The organism is Streptomyces sp. NPDC002701, from assembly GCF_042889045.1.
GTDB lineage: Bacteria > Actinomycetota > Actinomycetes > Streptomycetales > Streptomycetaceae > Streptomyces.
Map to the genome: position 1 here is coordinate 264,189 of NZ_JBIAQL010000004.1, position 21,622 is coordinate 285,810.

Consider the following 21,622-nt stretch of genomic DNA (forward strand, 5'->3'; position numbering starts at 1 on the left):
AGGGCCGCTGCCGTGAGCAGGTTGTTCAGATGGACGCGATCAGGCCGCGGACTCACCCTTGCTCTGCCGGGGTTTTGCGCCGCTAGCGCAGTTGCGTGACCGCGGCGTGGAGTTCGTCGAGGGCCGCGCGGGTGAGGGGTGCCAGCTCGCCAGGGTCCTCGTCCAAGGAGGGGTCGGTCCATCGGCCGAAGCCCGTCCTGAACGCGAGGACGCCGAGTTCCGCGGCCACCTGCGCCACGGTCTCCGGTACGCCCCGGCCCCTCAGCGCGCCGGCCATGGCCGCGGCCATGCCGGTGCTCTTCGACGCGTCGCGCCGCTTCAGCTCGTCGTTCGCCTCGACCGCTGCGTGCATCAGCGGGCCGAGCTCGCGGTTGAAGGAGGTCATCTGGTTCGAGGCGCGCTCCAGGCCGACCGCGACGGCCGTCATCGGCGTCGCGTCTGCGGGGGCGTCGGCGATCCCGTCGGCCAGTAGGCGGCTGAGGGTCTCCTGGCCCGCCGCGAGCATCTCCCGCTTGTCGGCGAAGTGGCGGTGGAAGGTGCTCCGCGTGAGCCCGGCACGCTCGGAGATCTGGGCGACTGTCGTGTCGTCGTAGCCCTTCTCGGCGAACAGCTGGAGCGCTGCCACGATCAGGCGCTGGCGCGCGTCCGGCTTCCATCTGGGCATGCGGCCATCCTAAGCGATGCGACAGATGTCGCATCAGGCGTATGGTGATGCGACACCTGTCGCATCACTTCGAGGAGCCAGTCATGCGTGTCTTCATCACGGGCGGAACCGGGCTGATCGGTTCGGCCGTGGTCGCCGAACTGCTCGGCGCCGGTCACACGGTCACCGCACTCGCCCGTTCCGACGCCTCCGCGACCCGCGCCGGGGCCGCCGGCGCCGAGGTACTGCGCGGCGGACTCACCGACCTCCAGACGCTTCGTACCGGCGCCGAGAAGGCGGACGGCGTCATCCACCTCGCCTTCGGCAACGACTTCAGCTCGCCCGAGGCCCTCGCGCGGGCCGTCGGCGAGGAACAGGAGGCCCTCGCCGTGCTCGGCGACACCCTCACCGGCAGCGACCGGCCACTGGTCACCGTGTCGGGAACGCCTCCGCTGCCGGGACGCGTATCGAGCGAGGAGGACCCGCTGCCGACCGGCGGCCCCGTCGGCGGACGCGCCGAGTCGGTGAACCGGGCCCTCGAGCTCGCCGCGCACGGCGTGCGCAGTTCCGCAGTGCGGCTGCCGCGCACCGTCCACCACCAGGGCCGGGGCGGGTTCGCCGGCATGCTCACCGACATCGCCCGCCGCGACGGCGTCGCCGGCTATCCAGGAGACGGCACGCAGCGCTGGCCGGCCGTGCACGCGCTCGACGCGGCCGTCCTGTTCCGGCTCGCACTGGAGAAGGCCCCGGCCGGAAGCGCGTGGCACGCCGTCGCCGACGAGGGCGATGCCGTACTAGACATCGCCACGGTCATCGGACGGCGCCTGGGCCTGCCGGTCGCATCGGTGCCGCAGGAGAGCTTCGGCCCCATCGGCCCGATCTTCGCCATGGACCAGCCCTCATCCAGCGCCCACACCCGCACCGCTCTCGGCTGGCGCCCCACCCGCCCGAGCCTCCTCGCCGACCTGGAGAACATCGAACCCTGAAGCCGTCGCCGATCCGGCGTGGACGGGACTGGACCGGTCTGACCGGCTGGCCGAACCGGTCGGTCCGGCGGGGGCGCAGAGCGGTTCAGGCGTTCCTTTCGTGACCGTCGGCGGTCTGGCGCGTTCCGTTTGTCCTGCTCGGGGAACTTGCCCACCGAGTGCGCCGGCAGCCGGACCGTGACCGGAGACCCGAGACCGGAACCGACGTACCTGCCCCAACAGCGCGTCCGGCCCCTCCGGGGCCTTCGAGAACGTACGGAGGACTCATGAACGACACTCCAGGCCCCACGCGTGTACCCGTGGCGCTGATCACGGGAGGGGACTCGGGAATCGGCCGGGCCACCGCCGTACGGCTGGCCGCGGCCGGGATGGACATCGGGATCACCTGGCACAGCGACGCTCAGGGCGCCGAACAGACCGCTGCCGAGGTACGGTCCCACGGCCGCCGGGCCGTCCACGCGCACCAGGACCTGACGGACCCTTCCAGCGCCGCGGACGTCATCGACGGCCTGGTGAAGGAGCTGGGGGCGGTCGACGTCCTCGTCAACAACGCGGGGACCGGTACGTCCACCCCGTTCCTCGACATCGAGCACGAGACGGTGCAGCAGGTTCTGGACGTGGACCTGGTCGGGCCGTTCCTGTGCTCGCAGCGGGCCGCGCGCCACATGATCGCGCGGGGCGAGGGCGGCCGGATCGTGAACGTCACGTCCGTGCACGAACACCAGCCGCGGGTGGGAGCCGCGCCGTACTGCGCGGCCAAGGCCGGCCTGGGGCTGCTGACGCAGGTGATGGCGCTGGAGCTGGCCGAGCACGGGATCACGGTCAACGCGGTGGCGCCCGGTGAGATCGCCACGCCGATGACCGGTCAGGAGGACACGGACGTGACCAAGGTACGCCGCCCTGGTATCCCGTTGGGCCGACCGGGTGACGCCAGAGAGGTCGCCGCCGTGATCGCCTTCCTCGCCGGGACGGACACGTCCTACACGACAGGAGCCTCGTGGGCGGTGGACGGTGGCATGCTGCGCATGGGCCCACAGGCCGGATCCCACCTGGACAGCGACGACTGGCGCAGGCCGTGAGGAGCACCGCGTCACCGCGGGGACCGCGGTGACGCGGTCGCCTGTGATGAGGTCGCATGTGATGCGGTCACTTGTGAGCCGTCAGGTGTGGGACAGGGCGAAGGAGACCAGGAAGCCGCTGACCGTGACCAGCCCGATGGCCAGGTGGGCTTCCTCGAACGCTTCCGGGATCATCGTGTCGGCGACCATCGCGAGGATCGCCCCGGCTGCCACCGCGGTCACGGCGGCGATCACGGCGGAGGAGAAGCCGCCGACCAGGGTGTAGCCGAGGACCGCCGAAAGGGTGCTCGCTGCGGCGATGGCACCCCACACCCCGAAGACGTACGCCTTGTTGCGGCCGGCCTTCTTCATCCCCGCCGAGCTGGACAGCCCTTCGGGAACGTTGCTGATGAACACCGCCGCCACGGTCACCAGACTCACCGCTCCGCCGTCGCGCAGGCTCACGCCGATGACCGCCGACTCCGGGACGCCGTCGAGCAGGGCACCGAAGGCCAGGGCGAGTCCCGAACCACTCTGCTGGTCCTCGGAGGGCTGCGCCTGGTCCCGGTGGTGGCCGGAGCGCTTGCGGTGGCGGGCGCCGCGGCGGGCCAGCCACATGTTGCCCGCCGTGTAGGCCACGGCACCGGCCAGCGTGCCGATGGCCGCCGGCGCCAGTCCTGCCTGCTCGTAGGCTTCCCCGACCAGCTCGAAGCTGACCGCTGACAGCAGCACGCCGGCCCCGAAGGCCATCACTGTCGCGATCACCTTCTGCGGCACCCGCAGCCCGAACCCCACCACTGCCCCGAGGAGCAGTGCAGAACCTGCCACCAGCCCCCACAGACCCGCCTGAATCACTTCTGTCATGGGCCCACAGGTACCCGACCTTGGTCATGTCATCAGCCGGTGGCGCCAAAGTTCCCTGTGGTGGGGCAACGGTTCGGCGCGGGATCAGTGCGTTCGGGTGTGTGAGCCGGGGCGGGTCAGGCCCATGACGGCCACGGCCACGAGCGCCAGGGCGGCGAGGCCGGAGATCAGGGGCAGCACGGCCATGCCGTCCTTCAGCTGATTCGCGGCGTTGAACGCCAGGAGGACGCCGGCCAGTAGGTAGAGAACACTCAGGGGTCGGCTCGTCGGGATGATCCGCCAGGTGCGCTCACTCATGTCTGCCTCCAACTCGACTGTCGTGCAACGCAGTTCACTTGCCCGAAGATCCAAGATCCATTCACGCCGTGCCGGCGCCCGACAGCATCCTGCCGTGTCTTGCCTGGTCAGACCCGGCGGCTGGCGGTCAGCCTCCCCGTGATCAGGTCGTGGGCCTGGGTCACGATGCGCTGGATGACTTCGCGGACGGTGGGGATGTCGTCGATGAGGCCCTGGGCCATGCCGGCGCTCCAGATACCGGCGTCCAGGTCGCCCTCCTCGAACACCTTGCGTCCTCGTGCACCGGCGACCAGATCGCGTACGTCGGCGAACTCTCCGCCCTCGTCGAGCACCTCGACAACCTTGCGGCTGACGGCGTTGCTCGCCACCCGGGCGGTGTTGCGCAGCGGCCGGAAGATCAGTTCGGTGGCGAGTTCGTCGTTGGCGACGATCTGTTCCTTGACGCGCTGGTGCACCGGGGACTCCACCGTGCACAGGAACCGCGTGCCCATGGTGATGCCCTCGGCTCCCAGCGCGAGCGCCGCCACCAGTCCCCGCCCGTCCGCGAAACCGCCGGAGGCGATCACCGGAACGGAAAGGCGGCGGGTCACCGCGGGAATGAGGACCAGGCCCGGAATGTCGTCCTCACCGGGGTGGCCCGCGCACTCGAACCCGTCGATGCTCACCCCGTCCACGCCGATCTCCTCGGCTTTCACCGCGTGCCGCACGCTGGTGCACTTGTGCAGGACCTTCACGCCGTGCGCCCGGAACTGCGGCAGGTGCTCCTGGGGGTTGAAGCCGGCCGTCTCGACGACCTTCACACCGGACTCGATGATCGCCTGCCGGTACTCGTCGTACGGGGGCGGATCGATCGACGGCAAAATGGTGAGGTTGACGCCGAACGGCTTGTCCGTCATCTCCCGGCAGCGCGTGATCTCCTTGACCAGGGCTTCCGGTGTCGGCTGGGTGAGGGCGGTCAGGAAACCCAGTGCGCCCGCGTCGGCGACCGCGGCGACCAGCTCCGCCCGTCCCACCCACTGCATACCGCCCTGGACGATGGGGTGTTCCACGCCGAACGTGTCGCAGAATCGTGTGGTCAGCACCGTTGTCTCCTACAGCCCGTAGGTCTTGCCGATGATCTCTCGCTGGATCTCGCTCGTTCCGCCGTACACCGTGGAGATGAGGGCCGAGCGCAGCAGGGCCTCCATGCCGTACTCCGTGGCGTATCCGTAACCGCCCATCATCTGCATGCCTTCCAACGTCACGTGCTTGGCGAGTTCGGTGCATTTGAGTTTGGCCATGGACGCCTCGCGTGCGAACACACGGTCGGGTTCGGCATCGATGGCGGCGGCCACGTCATCGAGGAGGAGTTGCGCGCATTCGAGTTCGGTGGCCATGTCCGCGATCCGGTGCTTGAGCGCCTGAAAGGACCCGATGGGTCTGCCGAACTGTTCGCGCTGGCGTACGTAGGTGAGGGTGTCGTCGAAAGCGCGCCGCGCGAGGCCCAACATCATGGCGGCCAGGATCATCCGCTCGAGGTTCAGCCCCGTCATGAGCTGGGACCATCCCTGTCCGGGCGTACCGACGACCGCAGCGTCGGGGACGAAGCAGTCGGTGAAGTACAGGTCGTTGACATCCTTGCCGCCCATGGTGTCGATGCCTCTGATCTGGAGGCCGTCGGCATCGGTCGCCACCATGAACTGGGTCAGGCCGTGGTGCTTGGACTGGCCCTGTTCCGTACGGGCGATGAGCAGGATGTGGTCGGCGAAGTGCGCGTTGGAGCACCAGGTCTTCTGCCCGTTGACGACGTAACCGCCGGCTACGGGTTCGGCTCGGCAGGTCAGGGCGCCCACGTCGGAGCCGGCACCGGGCTCCGACATCGAGATGGCCTCGACACGGCCGTTGACCACACCTTCGAGCACGGTGCGCTTCTGTTCCTCGGTGCCGAACTTCTCGTACGCCGCGGCCGCGATGACGGTGGTCCCGAATCCACTGATGGGCGCCAGCCCGTAGGAGGTCCCCTGCAGGAACAGGCACAGGTCCGTCATCCCCTGGCCCGCGCCCGCGTACTCCGGCGGGATCGCGATGCCCAGCCAGCCCAGCGCAGCCATCTTCTCGTACAGCTTCTGGTTGTGCTGCTCCTGGCCGTTAACGGTCAGTTTGTCGCGCTGTTCCTTCGTTCCGCATTCGCGGCGGCAGAAGTCGGCGATCGTCTTGACCAGATCGCGGCGTTCGTCTGACAGGACTGAGGGCATGACGCTCTCTCTCGTCGGCGGGGGCCCTGAGAGGGGTTCTCACTCCTCCTGCAGGGCGGGAAAGACCGTGTCGACCAGGTGGAGCACGGTGCGGGTCAGCATCACGTGCAGGTCGCTGCGGCTGAGGGTGCCGCGTACCAGCCATTCGCGGGAGGCGGCCTTGAGCATGCCGCTGTGGGCACGGATCATCGCGCGCAGCTTCTGCCGTCCCTGGGTGATGTCCGTCATCATCGCCGCCTCCAGAACACGGTCGGTGGCGATCTCATCGGCTTCGAGCATGATCTGGTCGATCTCCGGATCGTTGCCCAGGGCTTCCAGGCCGATCGCGGACAGCCACATCTCCTGGTTGCGTTCCACGACCTCCAGCCACCGGTCGACGCAGATCGACACACGTTCTTCGGCCGTGGTCGGAGGCAGCCGCTCGGAGACGGAGGCCGGAACGACCATCATCTGGCGCACGACCTCCAGGTAGAGCTGCCGTTTGCTGCCGAAGTAGTGGCTGACCAGCGCACGCGCCACACCGGCCTCGGCGGCGATGTCCGAGAGGGACACGGTGGTGTAGCTGTTGGCACCGAACAGCCTGCGTGCGACGCCGAGGATCTCGGCGCGTCGGGCGTCCGGCTCCATCCGCCGTCGCTGAACGTCGCGTTGAACGCCCATGAGCTCATGTTCCCTTCGTCGTCGCAGGTGGGTGACCTACGTGTACATCGACTCGATCACAGCGGCGTGCAGTTCGTCGATGGCACGGCGGCGCAGGCTCATCTTGGGTGTCAGCTCACCGCTCTCGGCGGTCCAGGGACCCGCCAGGACACGGTGTTTCTTGACCTGTTCCGCCCGCGAGAGCACCGCGTTCGCCTCGGCGACCGCCCCGTCCAGCACAGCCGACACCACGGGGTTGCCGGCCAGCGCGCCCAGATCGCACTCGGTGATCCCCTTGGCCTTGGCCCACAGCGGCGCCGTCTCCGCGTCCAGTACCAACAGCGCGGTGACATAGCGCCGCCGGTCGCCGATGACGGCCGCGTGAGCGATCAGCGGATGGGCGCGCAGCAAGGATTCGATCCTGGTCGGGGCGATGTTCTTGCCGGCGTCGGTGATGATGATCTCTTTCTTGCGGTCGGTGATGGTGACCAGTCCCCGTGAGTCGACCGTGCCCACATCCCCGGTGGGCAGCCAGCCCTGCTCATCGGTCGCGCTCTCGATGCGGCCGTCGTCCTGCAGGTACCCGGCGAACACGACGGGGCCGCGGACGAAGAGTTCACCGTCGTCGCCCTCCCTCACCTCGATGCCCGGCCCGGGCCGGCCCACCGAGCCGGGCGCGAAGACCTCCGGTGTGCTGACCGTCGCCGCGCCGGTGGTCTCGCTCAGCCCCCAAACTTCGTACACCGGTAGTCCCACACTCGCCAGGAACTCCAGCACGCTGACAGGGATCGGTGCCGCACCGCTGACGGCCCGTCGGCAGTCGTCGAGCCCGACGGCCGCCCGCAGGGGTCGCATCACCTGCTCGTCGAGGTGCTCCAGCGGTTCGGTGAGCTGCGCCGGAATGTCCTTGCCGTCGCAGCGCAGGCGATACACCTCCAGCGCGATCTTCTGGGCCTGGGCCACGGCATCCGTCTGCTGTCCGTCGAGCGCGGCCAGCTTCGTCTGCAGGCCGGCCGCGAGCTTCTCCCACACTCGGGGAACTCCGAAGAAACCCTGCGGACGCACGGCCAGCAGCGCGGGCAGGAGCTGGTCGGGCTCCGGGCAGATCGTGACGTGGCCGGCGTTGCAGATCGGCATGTAGATGCCGAGCACCCGTTCGGCGATGTGCGCCAGCGGCAGGTACGCGAGCGATCTGGGGTGCTGGGGGACGGGGACGAGCTGGTCCTGCATCAAGGACTCGTAGATCACGTTGCGGTGCGTGAGCACTACGCCCTTGGGTTCGCCGGTGGTGCCCGAGGTGTACACCAGGGCCAGCGGCTGATCGGGGGTGACGGCATCGGTGAGCGCCTCGAAGGCGGTGTCGTCGGGCGGCACCGCACCGCGCACGGCGGCATAGCTGACGAACCGCGGATCATCGGGTGGGGCGGCCTCCCAGTCGAGGACGACGACAGCGCGCAAGTGCGGTAATTCCTTCAGCACCGGTTGCCACCGGTCCATCTCCTGCTTCCCCTGCAGGACGACGACAGCGGCCGCACTGTGCCGGGCCAGCATTGCGATCTGCTCGCTGCTCAGCGTGTCGTACGTGCTGCACGCCAGCGCGCCGAGGTGGATCGCGGCCAGGTCGGCGATCCAGTGCTCGGCCCGCCTGGGCATCGCGATGAGCATGCGATCCCCCTGCTTCAGCCCCAGGACGGTCAGACCGCGGGCGAGGGCGGCCACCTCCGCGCGCAACTGCGACCACGACAGGGTCCCGGCGTCCGGCCCGATGCCGGTGGTCAACGCCGGGAGCTCGGCGAACTGCTGGGCGTTGCGACGCAGCAGCGCGGGGATCGTCAGCCCCTCGACGGACGCGTACAGCTGCTCTGCTGACACGGCGGACTCCCTCCATCACATGAGCGACTTCCTGGGGGGTCCCCACAGTGAACCGCTCTTGGCTTTGAGTCAACACATGCAGCAGCAAAAGCCCGCTGCCGAGGACTCGACGCGTGCGCGCATCACCAACTCCCGCTGGCGTACCAGTTTTTGATCTCAGCACCGCCTATTGACGCATAGCCAATAAAGGCACTTACTTGTTGCCACCGCACTCATCACGTGCACCTCAGGTGCCCGCAGCGGCAGGCAGCGGCCTGCCGACGGAGAGGATGTGCAAGGACAGTGGCCGACGCCTTCATCTACGACGCGATCCGCACCCCGCGAGGGCGGGGCAGACACGGCTCTCTCCACCACGTCAAGCCGGTGTCCCTGGTGACGGGCCTGATCGGGGAGCTTCGCCGCCGCCACCCGGGACTGGATCCGAACCGCCTGGACGACGTCGTGCTCGGCGTGGTCTCACCCGTGGGCGACCAGGGCATGAACATCGCCAAGACGGCGGCGCTGGCATCGGGACTGCCGCACCACGTGGCCGGCGTGCAGCTCAACCGGTTCTGCGCCTCGGGTCTTGAGGCGGTGAACACGGCCGCGCAGAAGGTTCGCTCCGGCTGGGAACAGATGGTGATCGCCGGCGGGGTGGAGTCCATGTCACGCGTGCCGATGGGCAGCGACGGTGGTCCCATGGCCGCGGACCCCGAGACCGCCTTCGACACCTACTTCGTGCCGCAGGGCATCGGCGCCGACCTCATCGCCACCGTCGAGGGCTTCTCGCGCGAGGACGTGGACGCCTACGCGCTCAGCTCCCAGCAGCGGGCCGCGCACGCATGGTCGACCGGCTACTTCACGAAGTCCGTGGTGCCGGTCAGGGACCGCAACGGTGTCACCGTCCTGGACCAGGACGAACACCTGCGCCCGCACACGACCACGGCCACCCTCGGCAAGCTCGACGCCTCGTTCGCGGACCTCGGCACGACGGCGGGCTTCGACGCGGTGGCGCTGCAGAAGTACCACTGGCTGGAGCGCATCGAACACGTCCACACACCGGGAAACTCCTCCGGCATCGTGGATGGTGCGGCCGTCGTCCTCGTCGGCACGCGGCGCTGCGGCGCGGAGATGGGCCTGACGCCCCGCGCACGCGTCGTGGCCACCGCGGTCAGCGGAGCAGACCCGACGATCATGCTCACCGGACCGGCCCCGGCGACCCGGAAAGCGCTGGAACTCGCCGGGCTGACAGCGCAGGACATCGACCTGTTCGAGATCAACGAAGCGTTCGCCTCGGTCGTGCTGCGCTACGCCAAGGACCTCGATCTGCCCATGGAGAAGGTCAACGTCAACGGCGGCGCGATCGCCATGGGGCACCCGCTGGGCGCCACCGGGGCGATCCTCGTGGGCACCGCCCTGGACGAACTCGAGCGCCGCCGCGCACGCAGGGCCGTGGTCAGCCTCTGCGCCGGTGGCGGCATCGGCATCGCCACCGTCATCGAGCGACTGTGACGACCTCGCGTCCTGTTGCCGCACCTTCCCCGGAGAGGAACACCGCCCCCCATGCCACAGAACGACATGATCCGCTGGGAACAGGGATCCGACGGCGTCGTCGTGCTGACCATGGACGACCCGCATCAGCTCGTCAACACGATGAACAAGACCTACATCGACGCCATGGAGAGCACCCTCGACCGTCTCGACGCGGAACGCGAAGGCATCAGCGGAGTCGTCCTTGCCTCCGCCAAGAAAAGCTTCTTCGCCGGCGGCGACATCGACTTCATGAGCCGGGCACGCCCCGAGGACGCCGCGCAGCTCAGCGAGCTGTGCACGCTCTTGAAGTCACAGCTGCGCCGGCTGGAGACGCTCGGCAGGCCGGTGGCCGCGGCCCTGAACGGCACAGCTCTGGGCGGCGGGCTGGAGATCGCGCTCGCCTGCCACCGGCGCATCGCCCTGGACGCGCCCACCAGCCGTTTCGGGCTTCCCGAGGTGACGCTGGGGCTGCTGCCCGGCGCCGGTGGCGTCAGCCGCGTGGTGCGTCTGCTGGGGCTGCAGGAGGCGTTGACCGGTGTTCTGCTCACGGGGCAGCAGTACGAGCCCCACGAAGCGCTCGCCAAGGGCCTCGTCCATGAACTGGCCCCCACCCCGCAGGAAACCCTCGCCCGGGCCCGGCAGTGGGTCCTGGCGCACCCCGAGGCCGTTCAGCCGTGGGACACCCAAGGCTTTCGCATCCCCGGCGGCGCCCCCTCCCATCCGAAGGTCGCCGCGACCCTGCCCATGCTGCCGGCGCGCCTGCGCAAGCAGCTCAAGGGCGCCGACCTGCCCGCGCCCCGCAACATCCTGGCGGCGGCGGTGGAGAGCGCGCAGGTCGACTTCGAGGCCGGGCAGAAGATCGAGACCGGCTACCTCGTCGAGCTCATGACGGGCCAGATCTCGACCAACATGATGCAGGCGTTCTTCTACGACATGCAGCACATCCGATCCGGCGGCAGCCGCCCTCAGGGCCACCCGCCCCACACCGCCCACCGGGTGGGTGTCCTGGGTGCCGGCATGATGGGCGCCGGGATCGCGTACTCCTGCGCCCGCAGCGGCATCCCCGTCATCCTCCGGGACGTCTCCTACGACGCGGCGAAGAAGGGCAAGGGGTACTCCGAGCAGCTCCTCGCCAAAGCCGTGGCGCGCGGGCGCCTCTCACGGGCCGAGGCCGACGAGGTCCTGGCGCGGATCATGCCGAGCGCCGACTCTGCGGACCTCAACGGATGCGACCTGGTGATCGAGGCCGTCTTCGAGGACCCGGAGATCAAACAGCAGGTCTTTCGTGAGGTCGAGGACGTGGTGGCGCCGGACGCCGTACTGGGGACCAACACTTCCACCCTGCCCGTCACCGGACTGGCCGAGAGCGTCAAACGGCCGGCCGACTTCATCGGTCTGCACTTCTTCTCCCCCGTCGACAAGATGCCCCTGGTGGAGATCATCGCCGGGGACAGGACCGGCGAGCACACCGTCGCGAAGGCCATCGACATCGTGCGGCAGATCGGCAAGACGCCCATCGTGGTCAACGACGGCCGGGGCTTCTTCACCAGCCGGGTGATTTCGAAGTTCATCGACGAGGCGGTGGCCATGGTCGGAGAAGGCATCCCCGTCGCCTCGATCGAACAGGCCGGCTCCCAGGCGGGCTACCCCGCGCCGCCGTTGCAGCTGCTGGACGAACTGACCCTGACCCTGCCGCGCAAGATCCGCCAGGAGACCAGGACCGCGGTGCTGGCCGAGGGAGGGCAGTGGTATCCGCACGGGTCGGAGCCGGTCGTGGACCGCATGATCGACGAGTTCGGGCGCGGCGGACGCTCCTCGGGAGCCGGGTTCTACGAGTACACCGACGGCCGGCGCGCCGGCCTGTGGGCCGGACTGTCCGAGCACTTCACCGTGCCAGGACGTGCGATTCCTTTCGACGACATGAAGGAGCGGATGCTCTTCGCCGAGGCCCTGGACGCGGTGCGCTGCCTCGACGAGGGCGTCCTGCGGTCGGTGCCCGACGCCAACGTCGGCTCCCTTCTGGGCATCGGCTTTCCCCCGTGGACCGGCGGCGTCCTGCAGTACGTCAACGGCTATCACGGAGGGCCTGCCGGCTTCGTCACCCGTGCCAGTGAGCTGGCCGGGCGCTACGGACAGCGCTTCGAGCCGCCCGCGTCGCTGGTGGCCATGGCGGACAAGGGCGGGCGCTACGGATGAGGGGCGCGCGGCGGATCGAGCATGGGCACGAGGAACTGCCGGGCCACCGCACGCACCCGCTCCTCGTCGTCGAGGTCGACGACATGGCTGGGGATGACCAGGAACGACGCGGACATCCGCACCATCATCTCGGCCACCAGGCCCACCTCCACATGGGCGCCGATGTGGCCCGCACGCTGTTCCTGACGCAGCCGGGAGGCGACGAACTGCTGCACCACCCTCAGCGTGCGGCCCCCGTCGCTGGTCATGGACGGCACGACAGCGTCCGGCTCGACGGCCAGCAGACCGCCGATGAGACGGTTGTGGCGGATGGCGCGAAGCGAGCTCACGAACCCCAGGACGACCCGGTCGGCGACAGTCGGGGCATCGCGGATGTCCACGATGAACCGGTCGAAGTACCGCCGGAACTCCCGCCGTACCACGTGCTCGACGAGTTGGTCCTTGGTGGCGAAACGACGGTAGACGGTGATTCGGGAGACACCGGCGAGGCGTGCCACGTCCGTCATGGTCGAGCGTTTGATGCCCATGCGGCAGAACTGCTCATAGGCGGCGTCAAGGAGACGCGCCGACACCTGATCGTCCTGCCCGGAGCCCTCGACGGCCTCGGTGAAGGCGATCTCCAGCACGGACGGAACGTCGGACGGTGGTCCGAGAGCCGACAGGACGGGTTCCACATGTGCCTCCCTGATTCGGTGAAGCCTCTGGCGCTCACGGCGCACATGTGCTCCTCTGATGAAACACGGAAGCACAATGCGTTTCATCGTACCAACCCAGACCGTGGTGCCACAGAACTCAAGGAGGAGTTCGAAGCGATGGACGGACTCAGCAGGCGCAGGATGTTGTTCACGAGCGGGGCCCTGGGAGCGTTCGGGGCGCTGAGCGCCGCGTCACCGGCGAGCGCGCGGTCGCTCTGGACGTGGGCGCCGGGCGGTTCGGTGGCCGGCACGGGCGCGGGCCTGGACCCGGAGTGGGTCTGGGACGAGCAGGCCGACCAGCTGGTCGCCGCCGTGATCGACCGCGGCGACGTGCCCAGGGTCAACGAGGCGCTGCGCACGTGGACCCGCAACGACCAGCCGCTGCCGACCGCTCTGCCCGCGGACCTGCGCGCCTTCATGGACAGCGCCCGCCGACTGCCCTCCTGGGCGGACCGGAACAAACTGGAGACCGCGGCCAAGTTCAACGAGTCCAGGGGCCTCTACCTCAACCTGCTCAACGGAGTGGGAGGCGGCATGCTCAGCACCGCCATCCCCCGTGAGGCGCGCTCGGTCTACTACTCCAAGGGCGGCGCCGACATGGAGGACCGTGTCGCCAAGACGAGCATGCTGGGCTTCGCGGTCGGGGACCTCAACGCCTTCCGGCCCGATGGTGACGTGATCGTGCAAGCCGTCAAGACCCGCCTGGTGCATGCCGCCGTGCGCCACCTGCTGCCGCAGTCACCGGCCTGGTCCCAGACCAGCGGCGGCCAGACGATCCCCATCAGCCAGGCGGACATGCTGGTCACCTGGCACAGCCTGCCCACCTACGCCATGCGCAAGATGCTCGAGTGGAAGGTCCCCATCACGCCGGCCGAATCGGTGGCCTATCTGCACGTGTGGCAGGTCACCGCCCACATGCTCGGCATCCGGGACGAGTACATACCCGCCACCTGGACCGAGGCCGACAAGCAGTCCGATCAGGTACTCGACCCCATCCTCGCCTCCACGCGCGAGGGCATCGAACTGACCGACATCCTGCTGCGCCAGCTCGCCGAGCAGACCAGCCCCGGCGGCATCGACCGCCCCCTCGTCAACGCGCTCGCCCGCTACCTCGTCGGGGACCAGGTCGCCGACTGGGACAACATCCCACGCGAGCCGTTCTGGGAGAAGACGATCGCGACCGCCTGGCCGAAGCTGGTCGCCTTCCGCGAGAAGCTGATCCCGCTGCCGATGGTGCCGCCGCTGGCCTGGACGATCGACGAGGCGATCCGCCAGTACATCCTTTTTTACCTCACCAAGGGACAGGGAACGCACATCGAGATCCCCGAGACCAACCGCCCCCACTGACCGGCGCCGGCACCCGCGTGAGCGCAACGCTCCCGCACCGGCGGCCACAACGCCACCTGCCCCAACAAGCGCCCGGTCCACGCGCAGGAAGCACTGTCGACGACAAGACCGCACAGGCTCCAACTCCCCAGGAGACGTCGCGATCCGCACGCCCCGGGGACGACTGCGCCAAGCACACACAGGTGATGGCGCCTCGCCGCCCGTACGCACCGTCCGGGGGATCGCCCCCGCAGGAAGACGCAGCACAGCCCTCTCACACCACGGTGAGCCACGGCAGGACTCGAGGAGGAGTTCCGAGCGATGGACGAACTCAGCAGGCGCAAGATGTTGGTCATGGGCGGAGCGATGGGCGCGCTCGGGGCACTGGGCGCCGCGTCGCCGGCGAGCGCACGCTCCCTGTGGACGTGGGCGCCGAGCGGTTCGGTGGCCGGCACGGGCGCGGGCCTGGACCCGGAGTGGGTCTGGGACGAGCAGGCCGATCCGGTACTCGCCGCCGTCATCGAACGCGGCGACGTGCCCCGGGCCAACGCAGCCCTGCGCACATGGACCCGCAACGACCAGCCGCTGCCGGCCGGTCTGCCCGCCGATCTACGCGACTTCATGGACCGCGCCCGCCAACTGCCCTCCTGGGCGGACCGGAACAAACTGACGGCCGCGGCCCAGTTCACCAAGAAGAAGGGCATCTACACCGGCGCCCTCTACGGGCTCGGCAGCGGCCTGATGAGCACCGCCATCCCCCGCGAGGCGCGTGCCGTCTACTACTCCAAGGGCGGCGCGGACATGAAGGACCGCATCGCCAAGACCGCCCAACTCGGCTACGACGTCGGGGACCTGGACGCCTACCAGCCTCAGGGCGGAATGATCGTGACCGCCGTGAAGACCCGGCTGGTGCACGCCGCCGTACGGCACCTGCTGCCCCAGTCGCCGGGCTGGTCCCAGACCAACGGCGGCCAGACGATCCCCATCAGCCAGGCCGACATCATGGTCACCTGGCACAGCCTGTCCACGTTCGTCATGCGCAAGCTGACGGACTGGAGGGTACCGGTGAGCTCCACCGAGGCGGAGGGATTCCTGCACGTGTGGCAGGTCACCGCCCACATGCTGGGCGTCCAGGACGAGTACATCCCCGCCACCTGGGCCCAGGCCGAGGCGCAGTCCCGGCAGGTCCTCGACCCCGTCCTCGCCGCGACACCCGAGGGCAAGGAACTGACCGACGTCCTCCTCGACATCGTCGCCGAGCTCGACGCCGGCCTCACCCGGCCCCTGATCAACGCCTTCGGGAGATACACGCTCGGCGACCGGACCGGCGACCTGATCGGACTGGACAGGGAGCCCTTCTGGCAGCCACTGATCAGCGCCGCCTGGCCACTGCTGGTGGCCTTCCGTGAGGGCCTCATTCCCCTGCCGCTGGTCCCCGCGGCGGCGTGGACCGTGGAGGAGGCCATCCGCAAGTTCGTCCTGCTCTTCCTCTCCGAAGGACGCGGCATCCACCTGGAGATCCCCGACACCAACCGTCCCTCCTGAGCCACCTTGCACGCCCTCGGCGCGGGGACATCCCCGAGACGGCAGGTCCCCGCGCCGGTGCACGAGCTCTCCACAACCCGCCCCGGCCGCCCGCACCCGCCAGGTGACCTCCCGCCGACCGTGAACGTGAGATGCAACGATGCCGACACCGCGCACTGACGCGACGACACGGGCCCATCCTGGGCCCGACACCCGTCCCCGGGCGGCCTCCCGCCTGCTGGACGACAGCCACAGGGGAGGCCGCCGGTGACAGGAGCCGATCACCCGGAGCGGCCGGAAGGCGACTCATCGCCTCTGGCCAGACGCCGGTTCCTCGGGTACGTGCTGGCAGCACCCACGCTGATGGCCGCGGCCGAACTCGTGCCCGCCTCCCCTGCGCGGGCAGACATCCCCTCACCGGAGATCACGGAACTCATCGATCTCAACGACGTGATGACGGCCGCGGCCCTGCCGACGTCCGGACTGATCACGGTCGAGGTGAACGAGGACGGCACCGTGTCCTTCGCGCTGCCGCGCGCCGAAGTGGGACAGGGCATCACCACGTCGAGCGCCATGGTGATCGCCGAGGAACTCGGCGTGCCCCTGGAACGGGTCCACGTCACCCTCGCCGACGCACGACCCGAGCTGCTGTTCAACCAGCTCACCGGCGGATCGAACACGACGTTCTCCACCTACACCCCGATCCGGGTCGCGGCCGCCATCGCGCGCGATCGGCTCCTGCAGGCGGCGGCCGGCCGATGGGGCACCCCGGTCACCGATCTCTCGCTCGCGGCGGGAGTCGTCACCGGCCCCGGCAACCGCACAGCCGATATCGCATCCCTGTCCCGCATCGCCGCCGGCGAGCGGACCACTCAGGTGGCCGTGCGTCTCAAGGCCCGCGACCAGTTCCGTGTCATCGGGCATCCGCACAGCCGCGTCGACGCCCTCGCCGCGGTCACCGGAGGCAAGAAGTTCACCCTGGACCTGGACGTCCCCGACGCCATGCCGACCATGGTGTGCCGCCCGCCGACGATCAACGGCAAGGTCGGATCGGTGTCCAATCTGCCGGCGATCCGCGCCATGCCAGGGGTCAGCGACGTCGCCGTGATATCGACCGGGGTGGCGGTGCGGGCAGCCACGTTCGGGCAGTGCATCGAGGCCGTACGGGCCCTGAGAGTGTCCTGGAGGCCGGGGAGCGCGGAAGGCAAGTCCGACGAGTCCGTACGGGAGGAACTGCACTCGGCCGAACTGCCCCTCGGAATGCCCCCGCTGACACCCAGCGTGGAAGGCAGGTTCACTTTCCACTTCCGCAGCAACAGCGCGCTGGAACCGAACTGCGCCATAGCCGACGTGCGCCCCGACCGCGCCGAGATCTGGTCCAGCCTGAAAGCGCCGATCGTCGCGAAAGAGGCCATCGCCGCCAAACTCGGTCTGCCGTTGCGTTCCGTGACCGTCCACGTCACCGAGGGGGGCGGCTCCTTCGGCCGCAAACTCTTCTTCGACGCCGCCCTGGAGGCAGCCGAGGTATCGAAGAAGATCGGAAAACCGGTCAAACTCATGTGGCACCGTGCGGACGACGCCCGTCAGGGCCGCACCCACCCCATGGCAACCTCCCGCGCGCGCATCGCCTACCTCGGCAACACCGTCGTCAGCTACACACAACGGCACACCAGCGTCTCCACCGACCTCAGCCACGGCCTGGGAGAGATCTTCACAGCCCTGGCCGCGCGACTTCCGGTGGGCGACATCGGATTCTCACAGACGTTCTTCCAGCTCTCCCAGTCGATGCCCTACGACTTCGGTGCCAACAGCCGGCTCCTGAGCGAGACCGACAAGGGTTTCAACACCGGCAGCATGCGCAACGTCTACTCCCCCGACGTCACCTGCGCCCGGGAACTGCTCATCGACCAGCTTGCCGCCAGAATGGGCAAGGACCCCTACCGGTTGCGGCACGACTTCCTGCGCGAGGACCGCTCCCGTGCGGTGCTGGACAAGGTCGCCGATGTCGGCGACTGGGGCCGCAGCCTGCCTGCCGGTGTCGCACAGGGCATCGCCTTCCACTCCGAGTACCACGCTGTCAGCGCGGTGCTGGTGGAGCTCGACTGCCGCCCGCAGACGGTCGACCGCCCCATCCGCGACGGTGTCGGCGGCCCCCGTGTCACCAAAGCGGTCATCGCCGTGGACGTGGGCCTGACCGTCAACCCGCGCGGTCTCGAAGCGCAGATGATGGGCTGCCTCATGGACGGCATCGCGCTGGCCCTGACCTCCAGCCTGCACCTGCGCGACGGGCACTTCCTGGAGGCCAGCTGGGACAACTACTTCTACACCCGGCAGTGGAACACACCGCCCGAACTGCAGATCATCGTCATGCCGGACACCAGCGGCGAACCCGGCGGCGCCGGAGAACTCGGCGTGGCGGCCTCCATGGCCGCGGTCGCCTGTGCGTACGGCCGCGCCACCAAGGCCATGCCCACGGTCTTCCCCATCAACCACGCCACCCTCTCCTTCACCCCGAAACCCACCGTCCCGCCCATCCCCGCGTCGCCCACCGACGGCCTGGACCACGTCCGCTGACGTCCGCCCCATGAGCTGGGAGCTCTCGTGCCTGAACACACGTTCCGCCTCAACGGCGAGCAGGTCACCGTTGAAGCCGCCGACGACGAACGGCTGCTGTGGGTGCTGCGCGACATCCTGGGCGTCACCGGCCCGAAGTACGGCTGCGGCATCAACGTCTGCAAAGCCTGCACCAGCCACCTCAACGGCCGGGCGGCCAACCCGTGCGCCATCCCCGTGAGCGCGCTGCGGCCCTCCGACGAGATCACCACCATCGAGGGTCTGCCCGCCACCGCGGGCGCCGACCTGCACCCGATGCAAGAGGCATGGCTGGCGCAGGACGTGGCCCAGTGCGGCTACTGCCAGCCCGGCCAGATCATGGCCGCCGTCGCCCTGGTCCGCCGCGTGAAGGAAGAAGGCCGTGCGATCACCGAGGCCGACCTGGACACCATCCGCAACATCTGCCGCTGCGGCACCTACCCTCGTATCCGCGAGGCGATCAGAGCCGGCGCCGAGAGCATGTGACACACCACAGACAGGGAGGACATCGTGTCCGCTCGCCGTTCATCGATCGTGCTCAGCACCGCAGCCGTCATCCTGGTCGCGCTCGCGGCGGTCACGCGCTTCGTCATTGCCCCCAACGCCACGAAACTTCCCGAAGACACCGACCAGACAGTGCATTACGCAGGCACGGCCGCGGTGCTCGACAGCAAAGCACTGCAGTCCGGGGACACCGCCCATGCCCTCAGGTCCGATGTCCCCGTCACGGCCGACCGCCGCGTGCAGGTCACCTCGGTCCACGGCGACACCGCCGTCCTCAAAGACACCATGACGATCCGCCTGGGCAAGCAGAGCCTGCCCAGTTCCACAACGTACGCCCTCGACAGACGAAGCAGGCAGGGGACAGCACCACCCGCCTCGGCACGTGTGGAACCCTCCCTGGGCGCCCTGAGCTCGGCGTTTCCGCCGGATGCCGCGCAGGACGACTCCTACACCTACTACGACTCCACGACCCGCTCGATAGTGCCGGTGCGCTACACCGGAACGGCCAAGCGCGAAGGCCGCGCGGTGAACGTCTACAAGATCACAGCAGCGGCGCCGGTCAAGGACCCCGCCGTGCTCGAACCGCTGCCGTCCGTCCTGCCGAAGGACGTCGTCGTCGGCATGCTACCCGCACTCGCCCCCGAGACCCGCGCCTCTTTGACGCCTGCGGCATTGTCCGCGCTGCCGGACCTCGTGCCGCTCGCCTACCAGGGCCGATCGACGCTCGTCGCCTACATCGACCAGCAGACCGGTATTGCCATCGACCAGACAGTGAGCAGGAAAGTCGTCGCCACCACCACGGTCCGCGACAAGCCGGCGCCTCTGCTGCCGGTGTCCGCCCTCACCGTCACGATCACTTCCGCGAGTGCACACGATCTCGGCGACAAAGCGGCCTCTGCCGGCCTGATGCTGACCCTCCTGAAAGTCATCGCGCCCCTGGCCCTCATGGTCACTGCGACTGTGCTCCTTGCGATCGCCTTCATACCCAGGCGCAGCAGACCGACGGCATTCCCGCCCACGGCTTCCACCAGTCGAGAAGCTCTCAGCGGGTGAGGTCAGAGCGTCTCGCTGGGGATCACGCAGTTCTTCGGCTGCTCCTTGCCCGTCGGCCAGCCCAGGCCCACGAACTTCAGCCTGCCCTCGCCCTTGCGGCCCGGGTCGAGTTCGACGATCGCGGCCGGCTTGTCGTAGGCGTTGCCGCCTGTCGTGAGGCAGATGAGGCCGCTGGTGCCCTGGACACGGTGGCGGGAGTGGAGGAGGGACCACTGGCGGCCCACGTCCTCGCGGGTGGGGACCGTCGTCTCGGGGGCACCCTCCTGGGCCTGGTGGAGGGCCTTGCCGATGGTGATGAGGCCGTCGTAGACGAGCATCGTGCGGGAATCGTCGAGGTTCGGGGCGGAGCCGAGTTCGATTCCCTCGCGCCGGGTCTGCGTGATCTGGCCGCGCAGGGTGTCCAGGGCCGCCTTCGGTTCGGTGAGGTACTGCGGGAGGTCCTGGGGCTTCGGTGCGCCACGGTGAGTGGCCGACCACGTCTTCGTCCAGGCCGTCAGTTGTGTGGTCCAGGCGTCAGGGTGGGCGGGGGCCGCGTACTGGACCGTCACCTTCGCCCGGCCGCCGTCGCCGCGCAGCCGCTCCCAGTCGTTCTCCCTCATGTCCTCGCGCAGGGAGGCCGCGTCGGAGCCGCTGATGATGGTGTAGTGGCGGCCCTTGCAGCCGACCTGGGCGAGCTTGAGGGCGAAGATGCGCAGGTGGAGTGTGCGGCCGGCGAAGTACACCGTGTCGGCCTCGGAGTCGCAGATGTTGTTGGCGGTCTGCGTGAACTGGTTGCCGGTGGAGCCCGCCTCGTCGATGGACGGGGACTCGAAGGACATCGCGGCGGGTCCGGCCGGGCCCTTCTCCTCGATCCGGCTGAACGCCCTCGCCAGCGACTCGCTGTAGCCGTCGGGGCGTTTGTCGTAGACGAGGACCGTCTTGAGATTCCGCCGGCCCCGGTCGCCGTTGTAGTCCGCCAGGGCCTGGGCGGCGTCGTTGTTGGTGGGGAGAATGCGGGCGAGGCCCGGGAAGCGCAGCTTGGCCAGGCCGTCCGCCCGGTCCTCGTTCGCGATCCTGTCCCCGCTGATGCGGGCGGCCAGCACCGGGATCCTGTTCTCCGTGAGGCGCCGAACGGCCGCTTCCGTGTCGGCGAGGCTCAGGTTGAAGCCGGTGACCGCGCGCAGCCGGTCCTCGGGGGATGCGGCCATCCGCAGCAAGGTGTCCACGACCTTCGACTGGTGGCCGTAGTTCCGCCCGGGGTTGGCCAGGACGAGCCGGATCTTCGGGGGTTCGCCCTCGCCCGCGTTGGCCTGGCGCTGCCCGAGGTACGCGCCCTGCAGGTCACTGCGCATCTGGCGGCGCAGGGCCTCCCGGTCCGACTGGAGCGGCAGCATCATCGCCACCGTGACGTGCGGCTGCTTCTCGATCCTCTGGTTCTCCCGGGCGACGGCCCGGGCCACGTCGGCGATCTCCGGGGTGCCGAAGTCGTAGCCCTCGCCGTTGACGCCGACGCACTCGCCGTCGATCCGTTCGACGCCGTCGGCGCAGGTGTCGGGCTTGCGGATGAGGGAGGTGGTGAGGGCGACGCCCGCGACGAGCACCACCACGACCAGCAGCGAGTACAGGATTTTCTTCCATCTCGGCATGC

18 protein-coding genes are annotated in these 21,622 nt (G+C 69.1%); 9 read left to right on the forward strand and 9 right to left on the reverse strand.

The features are described 5' to 3' along the window. Positions 1-82: 82 nt before the first annotated feature. Positions 83-664 (reverse strand): TetR/AcrR family transcriptional regulator, encoded by a 582-nt coding sequence (locus ACFYXC_RS13780; RefSeq protein ID WP_389550666.1) that lies wholly within the window; start codon positions 662-664, stop codon positions 83-85. 83 nt (positions 665-747) lie between these two features. On the opposite strand from ACFYXC_RS13780, the gene ACFYXC_RS13785 reads away from it, so the two are divergent. Both ACFYXC_RS13785 and ACFYXC_RS13790 read left to right on the forward strand, forming a co-directional pair. Beyond that, a complete protein-coding gene (locus ACFYXC_RS13785; RefSeq protein ID WP_389550669.1) occupies positions 748-1,629 on the forward strand; it encodes an SDR family oxidoreductase in 882 nt (293 codons plus the stop codon). Positions 1,630-1,895: 266 nt separating this feature from the next. Continuing rightward, entirely contained in the window at positions 1,896-2,708 is an 813-nt protein-coding gene (locus ACFYXC_RS13790) for an SDR family oxidoreductase (protein WP_389550672.1), read from the forward strand. An 81-nt stretch (positions 2,709-2,789) separates the two neighbouring features. On the opposite strand, the gene ACFYXC_RS13795 is transcribed toward ACFYXC_RS13790, so the two are convergent. The 6 genes from ACFYXC_RS13795 to ACFYXC_RS13820 all read right to left on the reverse strand — a co-directional run bounded on the left by ACFYXC_RS13795 (position 2,790) and on the right by ACFYXC_RS13820 (position 8,593). Next, positions 2,790-3,551: a ZIP family metal transporter gene (locus ACFYXC_RS13795; RefSeq protein ID WP_389550674.1), complete on the reverse strand. Its 762-nt coding sequence runs from the start codon at positions 3,549-3,551 to the stop codon at positions 2,790-2,792. 84 nt (positions 3,552-3,635) lie between these two features. Next, positions 3,636-3,848, reverse strand: a complete 213-nt coding sequence (locus ACFYXC_RS13800) for a hypothetical protein (protein WP_389550677.1) — start codon at positions 3,846-3,848, stop codon at positions 3,636-3,638. A gap of 107 nt (positions 3,849-3,955) precedes the next feature. Then, complete coding sequence (locus ACFYXC_RS13805) at positions 3,956-4,930, reverse strand: NAD(P)H-dependent flavin oxidoreductase (RefSeq protein WP_389550680.1); 975 nt, start codon at positions 4,928-4,930, stop codon at positions 3,956-3,958. Between the two features lie 9 nt (positions 4,931-4,939). After that, entirely contained in the window at positions 4,940-6,082 is a 1,143-nt protein-coding gene (locus ACFYXC_RS13810) for an acyl-CoA dehydrogenase family protein (RefSeq protein WP_389550683.1), read from the reverse strand. A 39-nt stretch (positions 6,083-6,121) separates the two neighbouring features. Further along, entirely contained in the window at positions 6,122-6,742 is a 621-nt protein-coding gene (locus ACFYXC_RS13815; RefSeq protein WP_388907493.1) for a TetR/AcrR family transcriptional regulator, read from the reverse strand. A 36-nt stretch (positions 6,743-6,778) separates the two neighbouring features. Then, positions 6,779-8,593, reverse strand: coding sequence for an AMP-dependent synthetase/ligase (locus ACFYXC_RS13820; protein WP_389550686.1), 1,815 nt, complete (start codon positions 8,591-8,593; stop codon positions 6,779-6,781). Between the two features lie 282 nt (positions 8,594-8,875). Between ACFYXC_RS13820 and ACFYXC_RS13825 the strand changes: the two genes are divergently transcribed. After that, entirely contained in the window at positions 8,876-10,084 is a 1,209-nt protein-coding gene (locus ACFYXC_RS13825) for an acetyl-CoA C-acetyltransferase (RefSeq protein ID WP_389550689.1), read from the forward strand. Between the two features lie 51 nt (positions 10,085-10,135). Then, positions 10,136-12,301 carry a 3-hydroxyacyl-CoA dehydrogenase NAD-binding domain-containing protein gene (locus ACFYXC_RS13830; RefSeq protein WP_389550692.1) on the forward strand — a complete coding sequence of 722 codons (2,166 nt, stop codon included), beginning with the start codon at positions 10,136-10,138 and terminating at the stop codon, positions 12,299-12,301. On the opposite strand, the gene ACFYXC_RS13835 is transcribed toward ACFYXC_RS13830, so the two are convergent. After that, positions 12,292-12,975 (reverse strand): TetR/AcrR family transcriptional regulator, encoded by a 684-nt coding sequence (locus ACFYXC_RS13835; RefSeq protein WP_389550695.1) that lies wholly within the window; start codon positions 12,973-12,975, stop codon positions 12,292-12,294. The genes ACFYXC_RS13830 and ACFYXC_RS13835 overlap by 10 nt on opposite strands. Positions 12,976-13,113: 138 nt before the next feature. Between ACFYXC_RS13835 and ACFYXC_RS13840 the strand changes: the two genes are divergently transcribed. The 5 genes from ACFYXC_RS13840 to ACFYXC_RS13860 all read left to right on the forward strand — a co-directional run bounded on the left by ACFYXC_RS13840 (position 13,114) and on the right by ACFYXC_RS13860 (position 19,995). After that, positions 13,114-14,343: an oxygenase MpaB family protein gene (locus ACFYXC_RS13840; protein WP_389550698.1), complete on the forward strand. Its 1,230-nt coding sequence runs from the start codon at positions 13,114-13,116 to the stop codon at positions 14,341-14,343. Between the two features lie 300 nt (positions 14,344-14,643). Next, complete coding sequence (locus ACFYXC_RS13845; RefSeq protein ID WP_389550701.1) at positions 14,644-15,867, forward strand: oxygenase MpaB family protein; 1,224 nt, start codon at positions 14,644-14,646, stop codon at positions 15,865-15,867. Positions 15,868-16,209: 342 nt separating this feature from the next. Further along, positions 16,210-18,420 carry a molybdopterin cofactor-binding domain-containing protein gene (locus ACFYXC_RS13850; RefSeq protein ID WP_389551635.1) on the forward strand — a complete coding sequence of 737 codons (2,211 nt, stop codon included), beginning with the start codon at positions 16,210-16,212 and terminating at the stop codon, positions 18,418-18,420. Between the two features lie 27 nt (positions 18,421-18,447). After that, on the forward strand, positions 18,448-18,924 hold the full coding sequence (locus tag ACFYXC_RS13855) for a (2Fe-2S)-binding protein (RefSeq protein ID WP_389550704.1): 477 nt from the start codon (positions 18,448-18,450) through the stop codon (positions 18,922-18,924). 24 nt (positions 18,925-18,948) lie between these two features. Next, positions 18,949-19,995, forward strand: a complete 1,047-nt coding sequence (locus tag ACFYXC_RS13860; RefSeq protein WP_389550707.1) for a porin PorA family protein — start codon at positions 18,949-18,951, stop codon at positions 19,993-19,995. A 2-nt stretch (positions 19,996-19,997) separates the two neighbouring features. Here the strand turns inward: ACFYXC_RS13860 and ACFYXC_RS13865 are convergent, their stop codons facing one another. Then, positions 19,998-21,620 carry an amino acid ABC transporter substrate-binding protein gene (locus ACFYXC_RS13865; protein ID WP_389550710.1) on the reverse strand — a complete coding sequence of 541 codons (1,623 nt, stop codon included), beginning with the start codon at positions 21,618-21,620 and terminating at the stop codon, positions 19,998-20,000. Positions 21,621-21,622 lie beyond the last annotated feature (2 nt).